We start from the raw sequence: 19,117 nt of genomic DNA on the forward strand, positions 1-19,117 counted from the left end.
GGCTCTGTCCCCGCAAACGGCCAGGGGCGCGCTGCGCTCTTGCGCGGTGCGAGAACATGTAACCATTTCAATGGTAAACTGCGCTATCTCGCCAATGGTTCAGGCATGCCTGCGGGCAGGGAGGCAGTGGCGTTGACGCCTGTATGCCCGGCCCTGTTCGCGCGGCAACCTGAGAACTGCAAAATAAAATGCCCTAAGCCCCAAGTCGCAGCGTATGTATACGCATGGCCAGGGCCTCGACCGCCCGTGCGGGCGTAAGCCCGTATTGCAGGGCGTCCTGTGCTTCGGTCAGCCATTGGCAGACAAGCGCCAGGCCCTGCGGCCCCAGGGAAGACAATGCAGAATCAAGTGGAGAGGATACGTTGTTATGTAACGTTTTTGACATTATCCGGTTTATGGATTTCTGGCAACAGAGCATGAGACGCCCGGCCGTGGCGGCGTCCATGGCTCCCTTGGCCGCCAGGGCGTCAAGAAGCCCCTGGCCGCTGACAAGAAAATGCGCCAGCTTTTCTTCCCATGGGCGCATGTCTTCGTCCGTGGCGCGGCTGTCGGGCCAGGGCAGGGTGAGGCAAAAGGAGCGGGAAACCAGGGTGGGCAAGAGTTGCTCGCGCTGGGGGGCGAGCAGGACAAAAACAGTGGTGGCGGAGGGTTCTTCAAGGGCCTTGAGCAGGGCATTGGCGGCTTCATCGCGGGTAAGGCTCAGGCCCGCAAGCACGACAACCCTGCGCCCTGCGCCGTGGGGCGCGTCGCGCAGGCGGCTTTTAAGCTCCCGCACGCGCTCCATGTTGAAGGCGCGCACGGGGCCGGGATTTTCTTCGTCCTCACGGTTGCTGATGCGCCCGTCATAGGCGGCAAGGTCAAGGTGCTCGCCCGTTGCCGTTTGCAGGCAGCAGGGACAGGCGAGGCAGGGCGACCCCGTGGCCGAAGCCTGGGGGCAATTGATGCGCGTCGCCCAGTACAGGGCCATGTCGCGCCGTTGGGCCTCGCTGCCGCCTTCAAGCAGTAAAACCTGTGGGGGCGCGGCCCCAAGGCGGTTCAGCACGTCCTTGAGCCTGTCAAAGGCCGGAGCGGCAATGGCCTGAAGCAGAGGGCCGTTCATGAGCGCACGGCGACCGCGCCTCAGCGCACGATGGTCTGCGTGCGTTCGGCGCCCACAGAGACAATGCTCACCTTTACGCCGGTAAGCTCTTCAATACGGGCGATATAGGAACGCACGGTTTCGGGCAGGGCGTCATAACGGGTGCAGTCGGTGATGTCTTCTTCAAAGCCGGGCAGGTCTTCATACACGGGGGTGACCCTTTCCAGCGCGCCTTCTTCCTGCGGCGTATAGTCGAGCTTGCGGCCATCGAGTTCATACGCCACGCAGATGCGCAGGCCGGGCAGATTTTGCAGCACATCGAGCTTGGTCAGCGCAATGTCGGTCATGCCGCACAGGCGCACGCTTTCGCGCAGGATAACGGCGTCCAGCCAGCCGCAGCGGCGGGGGCGACCAGTGGTGGCCCCGAACTCGTGGCCCTGGGTGCGCAGATAGCTGCCCGTGTCGTCAAGCTGCTCGGTGGGGAAGGGGCCGGAGCCCACGCGGGTGGTGTATGCCTTCACGATGCCCACCACGCGGTCAAGAGCCGAGGGGCCGATGCCGCAACCGGCGGAAGCGTTGCCCGCCACGGTATTGGATGAGGTCACAAAGGGATAGGTGCCGTGGTCGATATCCAGATGGATGCCCTGAGCGCCTTCAAAAAGAATGTCGCCGCCCTCGGCCTGCACTTCCTGCAGGCGGTCTTCCACTTCGGTGAGGTAGGGGGCAATGCGCGGGGCCAGAGCCAGCAGTTCTTCACAGACAGCGGCTTCGTCCAGAGGCTCAAATTTGTAGAGGTCGCGCAGCAGGGTGTTTTTTTCCTGCAGGGCGTGGGCCACCTTGGCGCGCACCAGGGCCGGATTGGTGAGGTCGCCGGCGCGCAGGCCTATGCGGGCGGCCTTGTCTTCATAGCAGGGGCCGATGCCACGACCGGTGGTGCCGATCTTGTGGGCGGCGCGTTTGGCTTCGCGGGCTTTGTCCAGGCTTTTGTGGTAGGCCATGATGAGGTGGGCTTTCTTGCTGATGCCGAGCCTGGCAGGGGAAACGTCAATGCCCTTGGCGGCGAGATGGTCCACCTCTTCAAGAAACACAAAGGGGTCAAGCACCACGCCGTTGCCGATGAGGCAGATTTTGCCTTCGTGCAGGATGCCTGAAGGGATCAGGTGCAGAATGGTTTCCTTGCCCTGAACTTTGATGGTGTGACCGGCGTTGTTGCCGCCCTGAAAACGGACAATGGCCCGGCTCTGGGCGCTCAGCATGTCAACGATTTTGCCCTTGCCTTCGTCGCCCCACTGTGCGCCGATGATTACCGTATTAGCCATGGTATTACCTGCCTGAAACGCCGCGGCCGGGGCGGCGTGCTGTCATGAGGAAAGGTCGCGCGCTTGTGGGCGCAACGAATGACCGCTTTGTCAAAGTGCCAAAAACGGGACGCAAAGCCTTTCATGGTACCTATCTCGGATGCAACTACAAGTCAAACGTTCATAATGGCTTGAATCGAACAAGCGTATGCAGGGGGCAGTGCCGCGCCATGTCTTGCGCCAGGCCACGCGCCGGGCCACGCACCGGGCCATGCGACGGGCCATGCGCCAGCCTTGCGTCAGGGCTTGCGGGGGCCATGCGGCGGGCTTTGAGCCCAAATCTGCGCCCGGATATGTGTCCTGTGCTGCGCCCAGATCTGCGCAGGGCTGCCCGGCGGCCGGGGCGTCTTGCGCCTGCCGTGCCAAAGTCCCGGTTCAGCTCTCGTCGTTTTCGTTGTTTTCGCCGTTTTCGTCGTCCTGCTTGAGGGGGCGAAACTCCAAAACCCTGCAACGGTGTTCCGGCGCGGGTTCCTGCGGCGCTTCCAGGGAGAAGTCCGGGGCAAGGTTGGGCATCTGAGGGTCAAGGTCTTCACGCCCCTGGCTCTGACGCGACCAGTGGAAGTTGAAAAGCTGGTTTTTCCAGCGTTTGGCCTGAATGAGCGAAAAAATGAGAGTGGCTTCTTCCCACCGTTTGGTGGGTTCAAAGCGGCTGGTTATGGTGGCGTATTTGCTCCACAGCGACATGAGCGACGCTTCGTCAATAGTGTCCAGTTGCTGTGCCAGCCGGGCGAGCAGTTTTTCCATATGTCCTCCGCTGATGCGGGTCGGCAGCGCCAAGCGGCGGCCCGCGTTGTGAGCCCTTTGGGCGACAAGGCAATGTAGGGCCTGGCTCGATTTTCGTCAACGCGCGCAGCTTTGCCGCCGGGCGCGGTTTTCGGGGTCTGGTGGCGCGGCCCGTTCTGTGCTATGCAAAGCCCTCACCTGACCAGCGAACATCTGGAGGAAGCATGTCGGATCTCAAGGCCATGTACAGCACTGTGCGCAAGGACGCTTTTCCTGAAACCATGACCATTCTTCTTGGCGACGAAAAGCTTGTATTTCAAAAACGTGTCTGGACGCTGGACGGCGAAGAAAAAGGCCTGCGCTACGGGGAAAACCCCGATCAGCCCGCAGCCCTCTACGCCCTGAAAGAAGGCTCCATCACCTGCGGCGGCCTTGAGTGGCGCGGCCCCGGTCACGGCATCGTTTCGGCCATGACCGAAGCGCAGATGATCCAGGCTGGCAAACACCCCGGCAAGACCAATCTGACGGATGTGGACAATGGCGCCAATATGCTTCAATACCTCGCCGATCGTCCGGCGGCCATCATCCTGAAGCACAACAATCCCTGCGGCGCGGCCTGGAGCAAGGACGGCGTGGCCGTGGCCCTTGAAAAGGCCTTCTGGTGCGACCGTATCGCCGCCTTTGGCGGGGCGGTGGTCGTCAACCGGCCCTTCACCCGTGAGGCGGCCGAGATTGTCGCGGCCAACTACTTTGAAGTGGTGGCGGCTCCGGCCTTTGAAGAGGGCGTTGTGGAAATCCTCAAGGGCCGCAAGAATCTGCGCATTATGGAATTGCCCGGTCTTGGCCGCCTTGAAGAACTGACCTCTTCCGCCTTTCTTGACATCAAGTGTCTGGCCGACGGCGGCATGGTGGTGCAGAAGTCCTTTGTGAACCGTATTCTTTCCGGCAAGGATTTTCTGCCCGCCACGGCAACGACAAAGGACGGCCTTTCGGTGACGGCGCGCGCGCCCAGCCCGGCGGAACTGGACGACCTGCGCTTTGCCTGGGCCGTGGAAGCCGGGGTGACGTCCAATTCGGTGATTTTTGTGCGCGACGGGGCAACCCTTGCCATCGGCACCGGCGAGCAGGACCGCGTGGGCTGCGTGGAACTTGCCATCCACAAGGCGCACACCAAGTATGCGGACACGCTGGCCTTCCGTGAACTGGGCATGACTTTGTACGAGCTCAAGCTCAAGGCTGTTCAGGATGCGGACATGGCGGAAAAGCTGGCCGACATCGAAAGGCGCACCGAAGAGGCCCGTGGCGGGCTCATTGGCTCGGCTCTGGTGTCCGACGGGTTCTTCCCCTTCCGCGACGGCGTGGACGTGGCTTTGGCGCAGGGCGTGACGGCCATTGCGCAGCCCGGAGGCTCCATGCGCGACGCGGAAGTGATCATGGCCTGCAACGAGGCCGTGCCGCAGGTGGCCATGGTGTTTACGGGGCAGCGTTCCTTCAAGCATTAGACAGTGTAGTCACGAGCGCCTTTTCAGGCATCTCTTCGTCGAACTGCGCCTTTTATTTCGGTCGAGTACCATCAGAGTACACTCCCTGCATAAAAGGCTTGTTCTCCTTGATATGACTGAAAATTCATCTCGTGACTACACTGTCTGGATGTAATGCTCCAATAGGCTGTTCACCCTTTCCCTCTCTCGGTTTGCTGTTGTTTGCTAATTCCAGCTTTACCGATTTTGGTAGGGTGAGCAACCTATTGGAACATTACACTTAGGTATCCCCACCGGTTGAAGTCGTTTTTCTGACCCGGCCATTACGCGGAGCGCCATGAGCCACCAGCCCACATCCTCCACTTTCAGTCAGCACGGAGCCATGCCCCGTCTGTGCGTGACGGCCCTTTCGGGTGGCGGCGGCAAGACCCTGCTTTCACTGGGTTTGTGCCGAGCCTTTGTGGCGCGCGGCGTGACGGTGCAGCCCTTCAAAAAGGGGCCGGACTACATTGACGCCGCCTGGCTGCGTCTGGCCGCCGGAGTGCCCACCACCAATCTTGATCCGTATTTTCTCGAACCTTCGCGCCTGCGCGCGCTCTTTGCCCACACCATGCGGGCGGCTGCCGCAAGGCAGACCGGCGGCAGCCATGCCGACAGCCTGGCCGACAGCCCCGCCGACAGCCCTTCAATGGCGCGGCAGGGGCGGCTGATCGGCCTGCTGGAGGGCAACCGGGGTTTTTTTGACGGCATGGACGCGCGCGGTTCCTGCTCCACGGCGGAGTTGTCCCGCATACTGGCCTGCCCTGTGATCATCAGCGTTGACTGCACCAAGATGACGCGCACGGCGGCGGCTCTGGTGCGTGGCATGCTGACCTTTGAAGAGGGCGTCACTTTCGCGGGCGTGATCCTCAATCAGGTGGGTTCGGCGCGGCACGAACAGATTTTGCGGCAGGCTCTGGAGGAGCATACAAACGTGCCCGTGCTCGGCGCTTTGCCGCGCCTGGCTGAAAACCCGCTGCCGGAGCGGCACATGGGCATAGCGTCCTGCGGGGATGACCTCTCGCCGCAGGCGCAGCAGGTGCTGGACACGCTGGCGGCCTTTGTGGGCGGTCACGTGGATCTGGATCGCATCATGGCCGCTGCCCAAAGCGCTCCCGATCTGGAGGCCGAAGCCTTTTGGCCTGAATCTGCGGGGCCGGAATCTTCATGCCCGGAATTTGCGGCGGTGTCTGCTGGCATTCGGGTTTCTGGTGAAGAAACCGCTGCGGCAAAGAGCGTTCACGCGGATGCCGCAACAGGGGATCACGCTGCTGCCGAAACACGAGGCACGCCCCCGGTCGGGCAGGAAGGGGCCGCAGGCCGCAGGCCGCGCATAGGCTATGTGCGCGACGCGGCCCTGTGGTTTTACTATGAGGAAAATCTTGAGGCCCTGCGCCGGGCCGGGGCCGATCTTGTGCATCTGTCCCTGCTGCCCAGGGGGGATGACGGGGATGCCGGACACGGCGGCGCTGGCTGGCCGCAGGTGGATGGCCTGTATCTCGGCGGCGGCTTTCCCGAAGACCATGTGGCGGCCTTGAGCGCCTCGCCCCTGCTGCGTCAGTTGTCGCAGTGGGCAGGGCAGGGCATGCCCATCTATGCCGAGTGCGGGGGCTTTATGGTGCTGTCGCGCGGCATTGAGCGCGAAGGAAAACTGTGGCCCATGAGCGGCATTTTGCCGGTGACGGCGGTTTTTTGTCCCAAACCGCAGGGGCTTGGCTATGTTCGCGGCAAGATAACCGCCGCGAACCCGTTTTTTGCGCTGGATACGGAACTGCGCGGGCATGAGTTTCACTACTCCCACTGCCGCTGGGAAGAGCCGGAGGGCATGCCGCCCGGTTTGACCTCGGAATCTACTGTGGAATCCACTGTGGAAGCCGCCACGGAATCCCCAGGTGGGTTGTCGCCAGTCGGGCTGCCGTCAGCCAAAGAAGGAGCGCCGCCAGCCAGACCGTCATCAGCCATGCCGCCATCAGTCAGGCCGCCAGTCAGGCAAGCCAGCTCCTGGCCGCGCTGGGCCATGCAGCTGCACAAAGGGCAGGGCATGGGTCCTGCGCCGGGGCAGGAGCCGCAAAGCCCGCACGGGCGCGGCGCGCCAAAGGTCGATGGCCTTGTGTTCCGCAATGTGTGGGCCTCCTATACCCACATCTTTGCCCCCGCCGCTCCGGGCTGGGCAGAAAATTTCGTTGCGGCGGCCAGAAGTTTCGCCGCGCGGGACGGGAGCGCCAGCCATGAGTAGCGCGGCCAATAGCACGGCCAGCAGTGCGGCCAATAACGCGGCCAATAGCGCGGCCAGGGTTTCCGTTATCATTCCGGCCTGGAATCTCTGGGACATGACCGCCGCGTGCCTGCGTTCTCTGGCCGAGTGCACGCACGGTGAAAACATGGAAGTGGTGGTTGTGGACAACGGCTCCACCGACGCCACGGCCACCGAGTTGGAGCCGCTGGGCAAAGCCCTCTTCGGAGCGGATTTTCGCCCCGTGCGTCTGCCCGAAAACCAGGGATTCGCCAGAGGCTGCAATGCCGGAGCCGCTGCCAGTGAAGGCGACCTGCTCTTTTTTCTGAACAATGACACCACCATGACGCCGAACTGGTTGCTGCCCCTGCGGCAGGCGCTGGAACAGCCGCGCGTGGGAGCCGTGGGGCCGCTGTTGCTCTATCCCAACGGGACGGTGCAGCACTGCGGCATCTATTTCACGCCCTTTATGGCTGTGGGCCATCTTTATGAGGGCTTTCCGGGGAGCCACGCCGCGCCGCGCAAAAAGCGTCCTCTCCAGGCCATAACGGGCGCGGCCCTGCTGCTGCGCAAGTCCGTGTTTATGGACTGCGGCGGATTTTATGAAGAATACCGCAACGGCTTTGAAGATATGGACCTGTGCTGCGAGCTGCGCGCACGGGGGTACAAGCTTGCCGTGGAGGGCGGCAGCGTCATTGTGCACCATACCAGCCAGACGCCGGGCCGTTTTGACCACAATACGTTTAATGGCGAACTGCTCATGCGCCGTCACGGGAGCAGCGTCAAGCCGGACCTGCACACCCTGGTCGCCCTGGACGGCTATGAACTTGAGATGGGGCCGGATCTTGACGTCTGGCCCGTGCTGCCACAAGCGCAGGAAGAGCGGCGCAACAAGGCTTTTGACGCGCTTTCGGCCAGTGACGACGTTTGCCGGGAGATGCTTGAGCAGGAACCGCTTTGGCGGGGCGGCTGGCATCGGCTTATGGATATGCTTGAGGCTGGCGGAAACGCGCGCGAAGCTTTGCAATGCGCTGTGCGCTGCGCCATGTTTTTTGGCGACACGGTTTCACGTCAAAGGCTGCTGGCCCTTACCTCGCGGGTGGAAGGGGCGGACAGCGCCGTGTCGCTTCAGGCTGTCATGGAGGCAGATGCCTCGGAGGCGCAGCCGGGGGCTTCGCTTGAATGCTCTAAGGGCAACACTGCGGGCCAGACATCGGGCCAGGCTGTGGGCCAGTCTGCCGAGCCCCTTGCCCAGACCGCGCGCACGCCTGCCGAATCCGGCGGCATGGCTGACGGCAGGGCTGACCTGGCCAAGATACAAGTACAGCAGGCCAGGCGCGCCGCTTATGCGCGCGGGGACGCACTGCTGGCCGAGATTTTCAATCAGTGGCTTATGCGCTACAGCAGGCCATAAAAGGATTTTGCAGTACCAGGCCTGCAAGGCTGAAAAAGGTTCCCCGGTGCGCATGCCCGGGGTTTTTTTGTCTGCGCCGCGTTGCTTCCATCGACGTTATCCCCGTACCCTGTCTCAACACCAGCCCCACACGCGATCGTGCCCGCGACCCTGCCTACTCTTCTAAAGCATTTAACACTTGAAATGCTCGCGTACGGCAGGCAAAAGCCTGCCTACTCGCATTTCGTGGCAAGGATTTTCAGAAAAATCCTTGCAGAGCATTTAACTCATTTCATTCGTAAACTGCTCTATGGTTGGACGTGCATGATACACGTGATCACCATGCGAGCCTGCCCCGGCAGCCATCCCTCGGCTGTTGTCTGACTTTGCAGCCTGTCCATCGAGACTGCAAAGGAATTAACAATCCTGCATTTGCTGCCATCAGGAGCGTAAGCGACCACAAGAGGGATGGTGTGACGACGCGAAGCACCGGGGGACCGAAGATGCCGCTCTTGCCTGAAGAGGTGCCGCGTTGCGCCACACGCGGCACAACAAGCAGTATTTATGTGTCTTTTGCAGGCAAACAAAGCACAGCTTGTTGCGGGCAGACGCAATTCGATTATTCTATACAGGCTGGAGTGAATAAAAAACTTGTGTTTGGCAGTATTTATTATGCGATAATTAAAATCTATAAAAAAATGTCTGTTATGGTCATTTATTTAACATTCGAATTTAATATTCTATGCGATATGTAACAAAACATTTCTGCATTCGTTGACGCAAGTGATAACAGGTATTATTTCTGAGCGCGATGGGGTTTCCCCAGATCGCGAACCGCAGCTTCCACGTGTTCGCCATGTATTTTATGGGCCGCACCTTTATTCAAGAGTGTGTGGCCGGGGATATTTTCCTCAGAATCAGACGACATCTCTGCATTCTCCTTTCATATCAGACGCGCCTGAAGGCATATCAACGACTCTAGAATTCATGGGGGGCGATCATGACTATTTCTCAAATTTCACGTCCTGGCCCAGGTCAGACAATCACCATACACGCTGCTGGGAGTGATAAAATCACCCTCGGCTTTTCAACTGAAAGCATTACGTTGTCGCGCGACAATGGCGCGCTGGTTTTTACCTTTGATGACGGTGCCGCCATTCGCCTTGATGATTTTTACGACAGCTATCATGCTGGAAATATTCCTGAATTTGAAGCTGATGGCAAGCTGCTTTCCGGTACGGAATTTTTCAGTGCACTTGGGCCCGAACTGATACCGGCAGCAGGCCCTGCCCCTGTGGAGCGCTCCCATTCTGCTCAGGAGTACGGCGACGCCGACCTGTTGGGAGGGGTGGATCACCTGGATGGACTGGTCATGTCTGGTGAGGAAAAATCAGCTGCGATGGGCGGCGGCATACAGTTTGATCCCCTCCTGGCTGCCAGGGGGACGGATTTGGGCGGCAATCCAGGTTCGGCAGGCCCCGATGGTCCCAGTTTCACGCCGCCGCTGTTCCCCTCCGGGCCTTTTGTGCGCGCGGTGCTGTATTCCCCCGGTAATTCCAGCGATCCTGTAACCACCACCGTGTTTTTTGGCGGCAATGGCGTAGCCCCAGTGGCTGTTGCCCCTGGCGACATTGATTTTGCCGGTTCAGCGCCCGGGGCCCAGTATGCCGTGGCGGTTTCCCTGCCTGCCGGGTGGTCAACCTCGTGGGTAGACGTCAGTTTTGACAGCAGTGCCGGTCGGCTGGAATTCCGCCTCACCGCAAATGGCGTGGCTGAAATGCAGCGTCTCGGCCTTGCGGGTGAAAACCTGGTGGACTTCATCCATGTCACGGTTACAGACCGCGCTTCAGGCGATACCTTTGAATACAACGTGGAACTTGTGGCCACGGACAGCCAGAATTTTGATTCAGCGGCTCATGACAGCCAGTATGGCGGCCAGCATCTGGACAATATGGGCGAATTCCACCAGGGCCAGAATAACGGCGGGGCCTATTCCGTCATATCCTCGGCGCAGAATGATGAAATCATCATTAACGAAGCGGTGATCGGGGGCAGTTCCATACATGCCAGCGGATCGGCCGACCCTGCGCATATGGCTGACGACTATAATACCATCAACCTCAACGCCGGCGTTGTGAACACCACACAAGGCTCCGTCACGCACATCACTTCCGCCGACGGCGCGCTTGACGTGGTGGACGGCGTAGCCGTGCAGGGCAGCGGGGCCGAGAACGTCATTCATATGGGCAAGGGCTCGGTGTATGTCCAGCACGCCTCTGGCGATGGCGTGTCCGCTGCCGATGGCGGCAAAAATGCCGTCAGTGGCGGCGACGTGACTGTTTCAGGCCGCATCTATGGCATGACGAGCACCAATGCGGGAAGCAACAGCATAAACATCACCACCGCCAGCGGCAATGCAGACGTTGCTGGCGGCTCCCTTGGCATGTCTGCCATCAGCTCCGGCAGCAACAGCATCAATGCCGACAGTGGTGAGGTGAGGGTGTCGAGCAACGTCTGGGGTATGAATGCTTCCAGCTCCGGCGGCAACAGCATCAACACCAAGAGCGGTGACGTGAGGGTGTCGGGCAACTACCACGGTATGGACGCCTCCAGTTCCGGCAGCAACAGCATCAAAACAGATCTTGGCAATGTTAGCGTGTCAAGCAATACAGCGAGCATGTGCGCCTCCAGTTCCGGCAGCAACAGCATTGAAACTGAAGGGGGCAATGTGGGCGTTGCCGCCGTCGGTTCATACGGCGTGGGCATGTATTCCGATCTTACCGGAAAAAACAGCATTGACGCCAAGGATGGCAATGTGGCCGTTACCGCTACCGGGACTATTAACGGACACAGCATGTATGCCGCCAATGCCGGCAGCAGCAACAGCATTAAGACTACGGGCGGCACTGTGGAGATTTCCGCAACAAGTACAAGTACCGGTGGCTTTTCTGGTTTTGGATTCGGTATGCGGGCGGACGATTCCGGCAGCAACAGCGTCAAAACTGACAGCGGCGATGTCAGGGTTTCAGCTTCCACTGGCTACGGAAACAGCTATGGTGTTGCTGGCACCTCTTCCGGCAGCAACACCATTGAACCTTCCAGCAACAGCATTGAAACCTCCAGCGGCAACGTGACCATCGTCAGCTATGACACCAGCAACGGCACCAACTACGGTACCCACTACGGCACCTTTACCTCCGGTTCCAGTACCAGCATCGGCACCAAGGGTGGCAATGTATCCATCTCCGGCTCCGGCAAGGAGGCGTACGGTGTGCATTCCCAGTCTGGCGGCAATTTCAGCATCACCACCACAAGTGGCAACGTGACCGTGTCGGGCACCGGCCCCTCCTTTGGCATCGGCGTGCTTGCAACAGGGGCCACCAACACCATCGAAACTGAAAATGGCGCTGTAAGCGTTTCAGGCAGCACAAAGGGCCTGTATGCCACCAGTAAGGGCAGCAACACTATCACAACCAAAAGCAGCAGCCTCGGCGGCGCTGTGAATGTGTCGGGCGCTTACGCCATGCTGGCCGACTCTCTCGGCAGCAACGAGATCGAAACGGTAGTCGGCGACGTGACCATTGCCGGCGTCAATTCCGGCATGAGCGCCTATATCGGCAGCAACACAATCACAACCAGCAGTGGCGCGGTGAGTGTTACCAGCACCAGCAACGGTATCGTCAGCGGCGACGGCGTCGGCATGAAGGCCGAATCTTCCGGCAGCAATGCCGTCACCACCACAAGCGGTGACGTGACGGTGTCGGTCAACTCCGCCAGCGGTGCCGGCTACGGCATGTCCGCCTCTGCTCGCGGCAACAACAGCATCGCCACAACGAGCGGCAATGTGGTCGTCAGCGCACGCGACGGGCTTGCCGCCGACTTCGGGCAGAATACCATTACCGCCCATCAGGGCGGCAGCATCGAGGTCAAAGGCGACAGGCGCGGCATAGGAGCCTCAGCCAGTAATGGCGGCAGCAATACCATCACGGCCACCGGCAGCGCCACAGTGGACATTGCCAACAACAGCGAGGGGCTTGTGGCCGCATCGGGCGGCAGCAACACCATCAGCGCCGAGGACGGCAAGATATCCGTTTCCGCCAACAATACCGGCCTCAAGGCCGAAGGGTCTGGCAGCGGCAACGTCATTACCGGCAAAGACATGGACCTTGCTGGGGAAACCAGCGGCAGCAACGGCTTGTTGGCCAAAGCGGGCGGCATGAACAGCGTCTTCGGCACAGGCGGAAACGTTGCCCTGTCCGGCGGCAATGTTCTTCAGGCCGACGGAAGCGGCAGCGCAAACAGCCTGTCCGTAGATGGCGGCAGCATTGAATTCAATTCGTGGGCCAGCTGGGTGGTCTGGTCTCCCACGAACTCGTGGCTGTATTATAGTGACAGCGCCATGTATGCCATTGACGGCGGCGTCAACGCCATCACCGGCTCAGGCGGCACCGATATCAGTTTTACCGGACAGGCGGTCGGGCTTAAAGCCAACAGCGGCGGCAGCAACAGCGTCACAACGGACGGAGATGTCACCTTTAACGGCATCACACAGGCCCTGACCGCGCATGGGGCGACAGGCGGCAACACCCTGCAAGCGAAGAATATTATTATTGATTCCAAGGTGTATGCCGACCGAGACCTTGCCACCGTCAAGGCCCGGTCTGGCGGCAGCAACACGCTTGAGGCTTCACAAGGCGGGGCCATCACAATTACCACTTCCGCCGCGACCAACAGTAAGCGTGATCCGTATTCAACCAGCATAAATGACATGATTTCTGTGGAGGCTGACGGCGCAGGCAGCCACAACGCCCTGTCAGCGGGCGCGATCTCCATTGAGAACCAGTGCGGTATGGGGCTTTCTGCCACAAGCGGCGGCAAGAACACCCTTGAGTCCGCCATCAGATCGCCCCTCACCGTGACCATCACCGCGTCGGCCGATACCGCTGAAAAAGCCATTGCCATGTGGGCCAGTGGCGGCGGTTCCGTAAACCGCATCACCGGCCATTCCCAGGCAGGCGGTATGGGCGACAGTGTCACCCTGACCGCCAACAACGGCCAGGGGATCGCCATGCAGACCGCCAATGGCGGCGCCAATATCATCACCACAGGCGCTGGCGATGACAGCGTGGCCATCAACGGCAAAATCATCGGTGACGGCAATAAAATCGACCTGGGCGGCGGCAGCAATACTCTTACCCTCAACGGTGCGGTAGAGCCCGGCAGCCTGAATGTCGTTGCCACAGGCGGAACCTACACCCTGATACTTCAGGAATCCGGTGTTGAAAGCTTTGCCGACCGCTACGGGGACTGGCTCAACGGCATAGTGGCCAACAATCTTTTCAACGGGCTTTCAAGCATCCACTTTGAAGGTTGGGACGAGAACGCTCAGTCCGCAGGATATGTGGCGGACTTTATGGCAACCTTTGAAAATATCCTGAACGCTCTCCAAAATGCGGGCGTTTCCATTGAACCGCAGGCGCTTTCTGATTCCCTGACAGCCCCCAGCCCCGCCTTCAGCCCTGCGCCATTGCATGCGGAAACCGGCGTGGAACATCATGCGCAGGACGCGCAGCATGCTGCAGCCGGACATGCTGACAGTGCCCACGACGCGCAGCATGCCGCAGCCGGACATGACGACACGCAGAATGCGCTCCTGTCCGCGCATGGCGCCCCGGTATTCATGACAGGCGATGGCAGTCAGGAGGCCACCTTCAACGCGCAAGCGGACACTCCTGCGGCGCACGCGGGTATTCTTGCGCCTGACGACAGCGCACATCCAGACTTGATTGCGGGCCATCATGAGGGGGAACCGGCGCAGCCGCTTTTCGCCTTTCTGAATGCCCCTGGCGCAGGCGCGCACGTGGACACGTCCGCATACGAAGGTGATGCGTCCGTGCACAACGGCTACCTTGGCAGTGGAGAAAGCCAAAGCGGCAACGCCGGGGTTCAGGGCGAGATCGCTTTGACCCTTGGGGATGAGAGCCTTGACAGCCTGTTTGCTGGCACTGACCAGCAGTTGGCGGACAATGGCGAGCACGGCCTCTGGTACGTTGAATCGGGCGCAGAACTGCACGAAGTGGCTCTTGCCGACTTGAGCAAGATTGTTGTTCAAGGAGGCTCCGGCGAACATGCCGTTGAGACGCCCGTCATTACCGGGGAATATGCACCAGTGGAGCAGAACGTCGGCAGCGCCCCCACTGTGATGGATTCCAATCAGGAAACGACGGACAACGCCGCACGGGAAATGACCACATACTAGAGCATGTTAACGCTTGAAATGCTCGCGTATGGCAGGCAAAGACTGACTGCTTGCATTTCAAGCGTTAACGGCCCTGAAAGATGTCGGGTTACGTCATTCACATAGGATGCCGTATTTATTTGTCTTTTTCTATGAGGGTTAGTGCGGCTGGGTGTGCGACGGAACGTGCACCCGGGCAATACTACGAAGATAGCAGGGACGAAAAACGTTACGCAAGGCACGATGTATCGCTTTTACTTCCATAAAGTATTATATCAATAAGAACGGGTTGTTATCAGCAAGTCTGCGATAAAAAATAGCCTTGTAAATCAATAAATATATAAAATAGCTTTTTATATATTGACGCAAGCGCTAACAGGTCTTATTGCTAGAGCGATGGGTTCTTCCCAGTACGCGAACAGCAGCTTCCATTTGTTCGCCTCGTCTTTTCAGGGCCGCACCTTTATCAGAGGGTATGCGGCCGAGGATATCTTCCCCAGAATCAGAAAACTTCTCTGTATTCTCCTTTCCTATCCCCCCCGCCTTAAGGCGCATCAACGACTCCAAAAATCGTGGGAGGCGACCATGCCCCTTGATCAAATTTTACGCCCTGGCCCAGGTCAGACACTTACCCTGCACCCTGCTGCAAGTGATAAAATTACGCTTGGCTTTCCGACTGAGGGCGTTACGTTGTCACGCGATGATAACGCACTGATTTTTACGTTTGACGACGGTGCGGTCATTCGGCTTGTCGATTTTTATGTCGATTATCGTGCGGATTTTATCCCCGAGTTTGAAGTTGATGGCAGGCTGATGTCCGGCACGAATTTTTTTACTACTTTCGGGCCAGATCTGCTGCCGGGAGCAGTGCCTGAACATGAGACGCGTAATGCGCACGTGATTCAGACAGACGGCGACTCCAGCCTGATGGGTGGGTTGGACCACCTGAATGGCCTGGATGCCTCAGCGCAGGAAAAAGCAACTGCAGCCGATAGCGGCATACAGTTTGATTCCGCTCTGGCTGCTGGCCATGGGCCTGCTGACCATGGTTCGGGTTCGGCAGACCCCGAACTACCGCCGGCTGCTGAGGTAGCCTTTGTGCGCGCTGTGCTCTATTCCCCCGGCGATCCTGGCGATTCCGTATCCACTCCCGTGTTTTTTGGCCGCAATGGCGTGGCCCCTCTAGCCGTTCCCCCCAACGACATTGATTTTGGTGGTTCAGCGCCCGATGCCCGATACGCTGTCACGGTTTTCGTGCCTGAGGGATGGTCAGCCTCGTGGGTAGATATCAACGTTGACAGCTCCACTGGCCGGTTGAAATTTTCTCTCACTCCAGATGGCGCGGCTGAACTGCAGCGTCTTGGCCTGACAAATAAAAACCTGGTGGACCTGGTTCATGTAAAGGTTGCTGACCGGGTTTCAGGCGGCACTTTTGAATACAACGTGGAGCTTGTGGGCACGAGCACCCAGAATTTTGATTCCATAGAGTATGACAGACAGAGCGTCGAACATAATGCTGAAAATATAGGTGAATTCCATCAGGGTCAGCATAACAGCGGGGTTTATTCCATCATATCTTCCTCGCGGAATGATGAAATCATCCTGAACGATAACGTGGCCGGCGGCAGTTCCATCTACGCCAGCGGTTCGGTTGACCGCGCGCATATGGCTGACGACACCAATACCATCACCCTGAACGCCGGTGTTGTGAACTCCACACTGGGTTCCAGCACGCAGATAATTTCTGCCAACGGCGCGCTTCAGGTGGCAGGCACTGTTGCTGTGGAGGGCAATATTGGGGAGGACCTCGGAGCCGAGAACGTCATTGCTATGGGCAAGGGCTCGGTCTACGTCCATAACCCCTCTGGTGATGGCGTAAGCACCACCTATTACGGCAAGAATGACATCAGCGGCGGCGCCGTGGACATCACGTCAACAAGTGGTAGCGGATTGAGCGCGTCTACGGAAGGGGCCAACAACATCGCCTCTAGCGGTGATGTGACTATTGCCAGCACTAATCGTTCTGAATCTAGCCAAGTCGAAAGCAACGGCATCTATAGCGATGGCTACGGCAACAACAGCATCAAGGCCGACAGCGGGGATGTGACTGTTACCGCCGCTGCCGCTGGCTCTACCAAGGTTTATAGCTACGGCATCAATGCCGCTTTCAAATGCACCAACAGCATCAATGCCGACAGCGGGGATGTGACTGTTACCGCCGCTGCCACTGGCACCAGCGATGTCTATAGCGACGGCATATTTAGCGGTAACTTCGGCAGCACCAGCATCACCACAAAGAGTGGCGATGTGACCGTTACCGGCAATGCGACCGCTACCAGCGATACCCACAGCAAAGGCACCGGCGTCACCACCGAGGCAGGCGCTAGCAACATTATCACCACTGACAGCGGCTCTGTGACCGTTGCCGGCAAGGGCTCCGTGATTGGCGCGGGTATGGATTGCAGTGGGGGCGGAAGCACGAGTACTATTACCACCGGCAGCGGCGCCGTGACTGTGTCGGGCGCGGGTACAACCGTTGGCTATGGCATGTATATAACAGATGGCCACAATACTATCACAACCAACAGCGGCGAGGTGAAAGTGTCAGGCTCCGGTGCTGACAGCGGACACGGTATGTCTGCCGAATTTCGCGGCATAAACACGATAGAGTCCACCGCGGGATCGCCCCTCACCGTGACCATCACCGCATCGGCCGATACCGCTGAAAAAGCCGTTGCCATGTGGGCCAGGGGCGAGTACGTCGGCGGCGTAAACCGCATCATTGGCCATTCCCAGGCGAATGGCACGGACAGAGTCACCCTGACTGCCAACGACGGGCAGGGCATAGCCATGCTGGCCGACTATGGCGGAAAGAATATTATCACCACAGGCGCTGGCGATGACAGCGTGACCATCAACGGCGCTGTCAAGAGCATCTTTCCTTTGGTTGGCAGCGACCCCGCCAATGAAATCGACCTGGGCGGCGGCAAAAATACCCTTACTCTCAACGGTGCGGTTGAGGCTGGCAGCCTGAAAGTGTCTTCAGAGGCGGGGACCTATACCCTGGAACTTCAAGCGCCCGACGCTGAAAGCTTTGTCGCCCGCTATGGAGATTGGATCACGGCCATTGGCGCTGATCCGCTCATTGCAGACGGTCTGAGGGGCATCAGTTTTGTCGGTCTGAATCCTGCCGACTTGCCTGCTGACTTTATGACAACCTTTGAAGGGGTTTTGGAAGCAATCTACACTAGAGCGGGTGCGGATGCCATTGTTCCTCCGGAACTTATACACCTCTTGCCAGGGCACGACTCCGACTCCGGTTTTGCGGTTTCGTTTGCGGAAACAGACGCAGAACACCAGACGCAGGACGCCCAGCATGCCGCAGCCGGGCATGACATCAGCACGCAGGATGTGCAGCATGCCGCAGCCCAGCATGCCGCAGTCGGATATGACGCCAGCACGCAGGATGTGCAGCATGCCGCAGCCGGATATGACATCAGCACGCAGGATGCGCAGAATGCTACAACCGGGCATGACGCCAGCACGCAGGATGTGCAGCATGCCGCAGCCGGATATGGCGCCAGCACGCAGGAGACACCGTCCGCCGCTCATGAGGGTTCGGTTCATATGGCAGGTGATGACAGTCAGGTAGCTGCAGCTGCCGCCAGCGTGCAGCCGGACACTGCTGCGCTGCATGCGGATATTCTTGTGCCTGACGACATCGCGCAGCCAGACGTTGCCGTTGTCCAACACGTAGTGGAGACGGCACAGCCGCTTTTCGCCTTTTTAAATGCCCCTGGCGCTGGCGCGCACGTGGACACGTCCGCATATGAGGGGGACGCGCCCCTGCATAACGGCCACCTTGGCAGTGGAGAAAGCCAAAGCGGCAACGCCGGGGTTCAGGGCGAGATCGTTTTGACCCTTGGGGATGAGAGCCTTGACAGCCTGTTTGCTGGCACTGACCAGCAGTTGGCGGACAATGGCGAGCACGGCCTCTGGTACGTTGAATCGGGCTCAGACCTGCACGAAGTGGCCCTGACCGATATGAGCGAAATTATTGTTCAGGGCGGCCCCGGCGAACATGTTTCTGATGCTGGCGTAACTACTGAAGAATACGCACATTTGGAGCAAGAAGTCGTCAGCGCCCCCACTGTGATGGATCCCAATCAGGAAACGACGGACAACGCCGCACGGGAAATGACCACATACTAGAGCATGTTAACGCTTGAAATGCTCGCGTATGGCAGGCAAAGACTGACTGCTTGCATTTCAAGCGTTAACGGCCCTGAAAGATGTCGGGTTGCGTCATTCACATAGAATGCCGTATTTATTTGTCTTTTTCTATGAGGGTTAGTGCGGCCGGGTGTGCGACGGAACGTGCACCCGGGTAATACTACGAAGATAGCAGGGACGAAAAACGTTACGCAAGGCACGATGTATCGCTTTTACTTCCACAAAGTATTATATCAATAAAAACGGATTCTTATCAGCAAGTCTGCGATAAAAAAATAGCCTTGCAAATCAATAAATATATAAAATAGCTTTTTATATATTGACGCAAGCGCTAACAGGTC

At 59.0% G+C, this 19,117-nt stretch carries 10 protein-coding genes; 6 read left to right on the top strand and 4 right to left on the bottom strand.

The window, feature by feature from the left end:
- Nucleotides 1-193: 193 nt before the first annotated feature.
- The 3 genes from DESU86_RS07830 to DESU86_RS07840 form a co-directional block, all read right to left on the bottom strand.
- Complete coding sequence (locus DESU86_RS07830; RefSeq protein ID WP_179980541.1) at nt 194-1,099, bottom strand: DNA polymerase III subunit delta'; 906 nt, start codon at nt 1,097-1,099, stop codon at nt 194-196.
- Between the two features lie 20 nt (nt 1,100-1,119).
- Nucleotides 1,120-2,397: an adenylosuccinate synthase gene (locus DESU86_RS07835; RefSeq protein ID WP_179980542.1), complete on the bottom strand. Its 1,278-nt coding sequence runs from the start codon at nt 2,395-2,397 to the stop codon at nt 1,120-1,122.
- 414 nt (nt 2,398-2,811) lie between these two features.
- Nucleotides 2,812-3,180 carry a hypothetical protein gene (locus DESU86_RS07840; RefSeq protein WP_179980543.1) on the bottom strand — a complete coding sequence of 123 codons (369 nt, stop codon included), beginning with the start codon at nt 3,178-3,180 and terminating at the stop codon, nt 2,812-2,814.
- A gap of 203 nt (nt 3,181-3,383) precedes the next feature.
- On the opposite strand from DESU86_RS07840, the gene DESU86_RS07845 reads away from it, so the two are divergent.
- The 5 genes from DESU86_RS07845 to DESU86_RS07865 all read left to right on the top strand — a co-directional run bounded on the left by DESU86_RS07845 (nt 3,384) and on the right by DESU86_RS07865 (nt 14,564).
- Nucleotides 3,384-4,661 (top strand): IMP cyclohydrolase, encoded by a 1,278-nt coding sequence (locus DESU86_RS07845; protein ID WP_179980544.1) that lies wholly within the window; start codon nt 3,384-3,386, stop codon nt 4,659-4,661.
- 316 nt (nt 4,662-4,977) lie between these two features.
- On the top strand, nt 4,978-6,915 hold the full coding sequence (locus DESU86_RS07850) for a cobyrinate a,c-diamide synthase (RefSeq protein WP_232088298.1): 1,938 nt from the start codon (nt 4,978-4,980) through the stop codon (nt 6,913-6,915).
- Nucleotides 6,908-8,326 carry a glycosyltransferase family 2 protein gene (locus DESU86_RS07855; RefSeq protein ID WP_179980545.1) on the top strand — a complete coding sequence of 473 codons (1,419 nt, stop codon included), beginning with the start codon at nt 6,908-6,910 and terminating at the stop codon, nt 8,324-8,326. Before DESU86_RS07850 ends, DESU86_RS07855 begins: the two co-directional genes overlap by 8 nt.
- A gap of 452 nt (nt 8,327-8,778) precedes the next feature.
- Entirely contained in the window at nt 8,779-9,060 is a 282-nt protein-coding gene (locus tag DESU86_RS07860) for a hypothetical protein (protein ID WP_179980546.1), read from the top strand.
- Between the two features lie 245 nt (nt 9,061-9,305).
- Nucleotides 9,306-14,564 carry a beta strand repeat-containing protein gene (locus tag DESU86_RS07865; RefSeq protein ID WP_179980547.1) on the top strand — a complete coding sequence of 1,753 codons (5,259 nt, stop codon included), beginning with the start codon at nt 9,306-9,308 and terminating at the stop codon, nt 14,562-14,564.
- 672 nt (nt 14,565-15,236) lie between these two features.
- Here DESU86_RS07865 and DESU86_RS07870 read toward each other — a convergent pair.
- The gene (locus DESU86_RS07870) at nt 15,237-15,440 is read right to left on the bottom strand and encodes a hypothetical protein (protein WP_179980548.1); all 204 of its coding nucleotides are present in this window, start codon (nt 15,438-15,440) and stop codon (nt 15,237-15,239) included.
- On the opposite strand from DESU86_RS07870, the gene DESU86_RS07875 reads away from it, so the two are divergent.
- The gene (locus tag DESU86_RS07875) at nt 15,441-18,755 is read left to right on the top strand and encodes a hypothetical protein (RefSeq protein WP_179980549.1); all 3,315 of its coding nucleotides are present in this window, start codon (nt 15,441-15,443) and stop codon (nt 18,753-18,755) included.
- The last annotated feature ends 362 nt before the right edge of the window (nt 18,756-19,117 follow it).

The organism is Desulfovibrio sp. 86 (assembly GCF_902702915.1).
GTDB lineage: Bacteria > Desulfobacterota > Desulfovibrionia > Desulfovibrionales > Desulfovibrionaceae > Desulfovibrio.

Bases quoted from the DNA above. Each gene is read 5' to 3' on its own strand.
- DESU86_RS07830 (WP_179980541.1), bottom strand. From the start codon at position 1,099: ATGAACGGCCCTCTGCTTCAGGCCATTGCCGCTCCGGCCTTTGACAGG.
- DESU86_RS07865 (WP_179980547.1), top strand. From the start codon at position 9,306: ATGACTATTTCTCAAATTTCACGTCCTGGCCCAGGTCAGACAATCACC.
- DESU86_RS07845 (WP_179980544.1), top strand. From the start codon at position 3,384: ATGTCGGATCTCAAGGCCATGTACAGCACTGTGCGCAAGGACGCTTTT.
- DESU86_RS07855 (WP_179980545.1), top strand. From the start codon at position 6,908: ATGAGTAGCGCGGCCAATAGCACGGCCAGCAGTGCGGCCAATAACGCG.
- DESU86_RS07850 (WP_232088298.1), top strand. From the start codon at position 4,978: ATGAGCCACCAGCCCACATCCTCCACTTTCAGTCAGCACGGAGCCATG.
- DESU86_RS07835 (WP_179980542.1), bottom strand. From the start codon at position 2,397: ATGGCTAATACGGTAATCATCGGCGCACAGTGGGGCGACGAAGGCAAG.
- DESU86_RS07840 (WP_179980543.1), bottom strand. From the start codon at position 3,180: ATGGAAAAACTGCTCGCCCGGCTGGCACAGCAACTGGACACTATTGAC.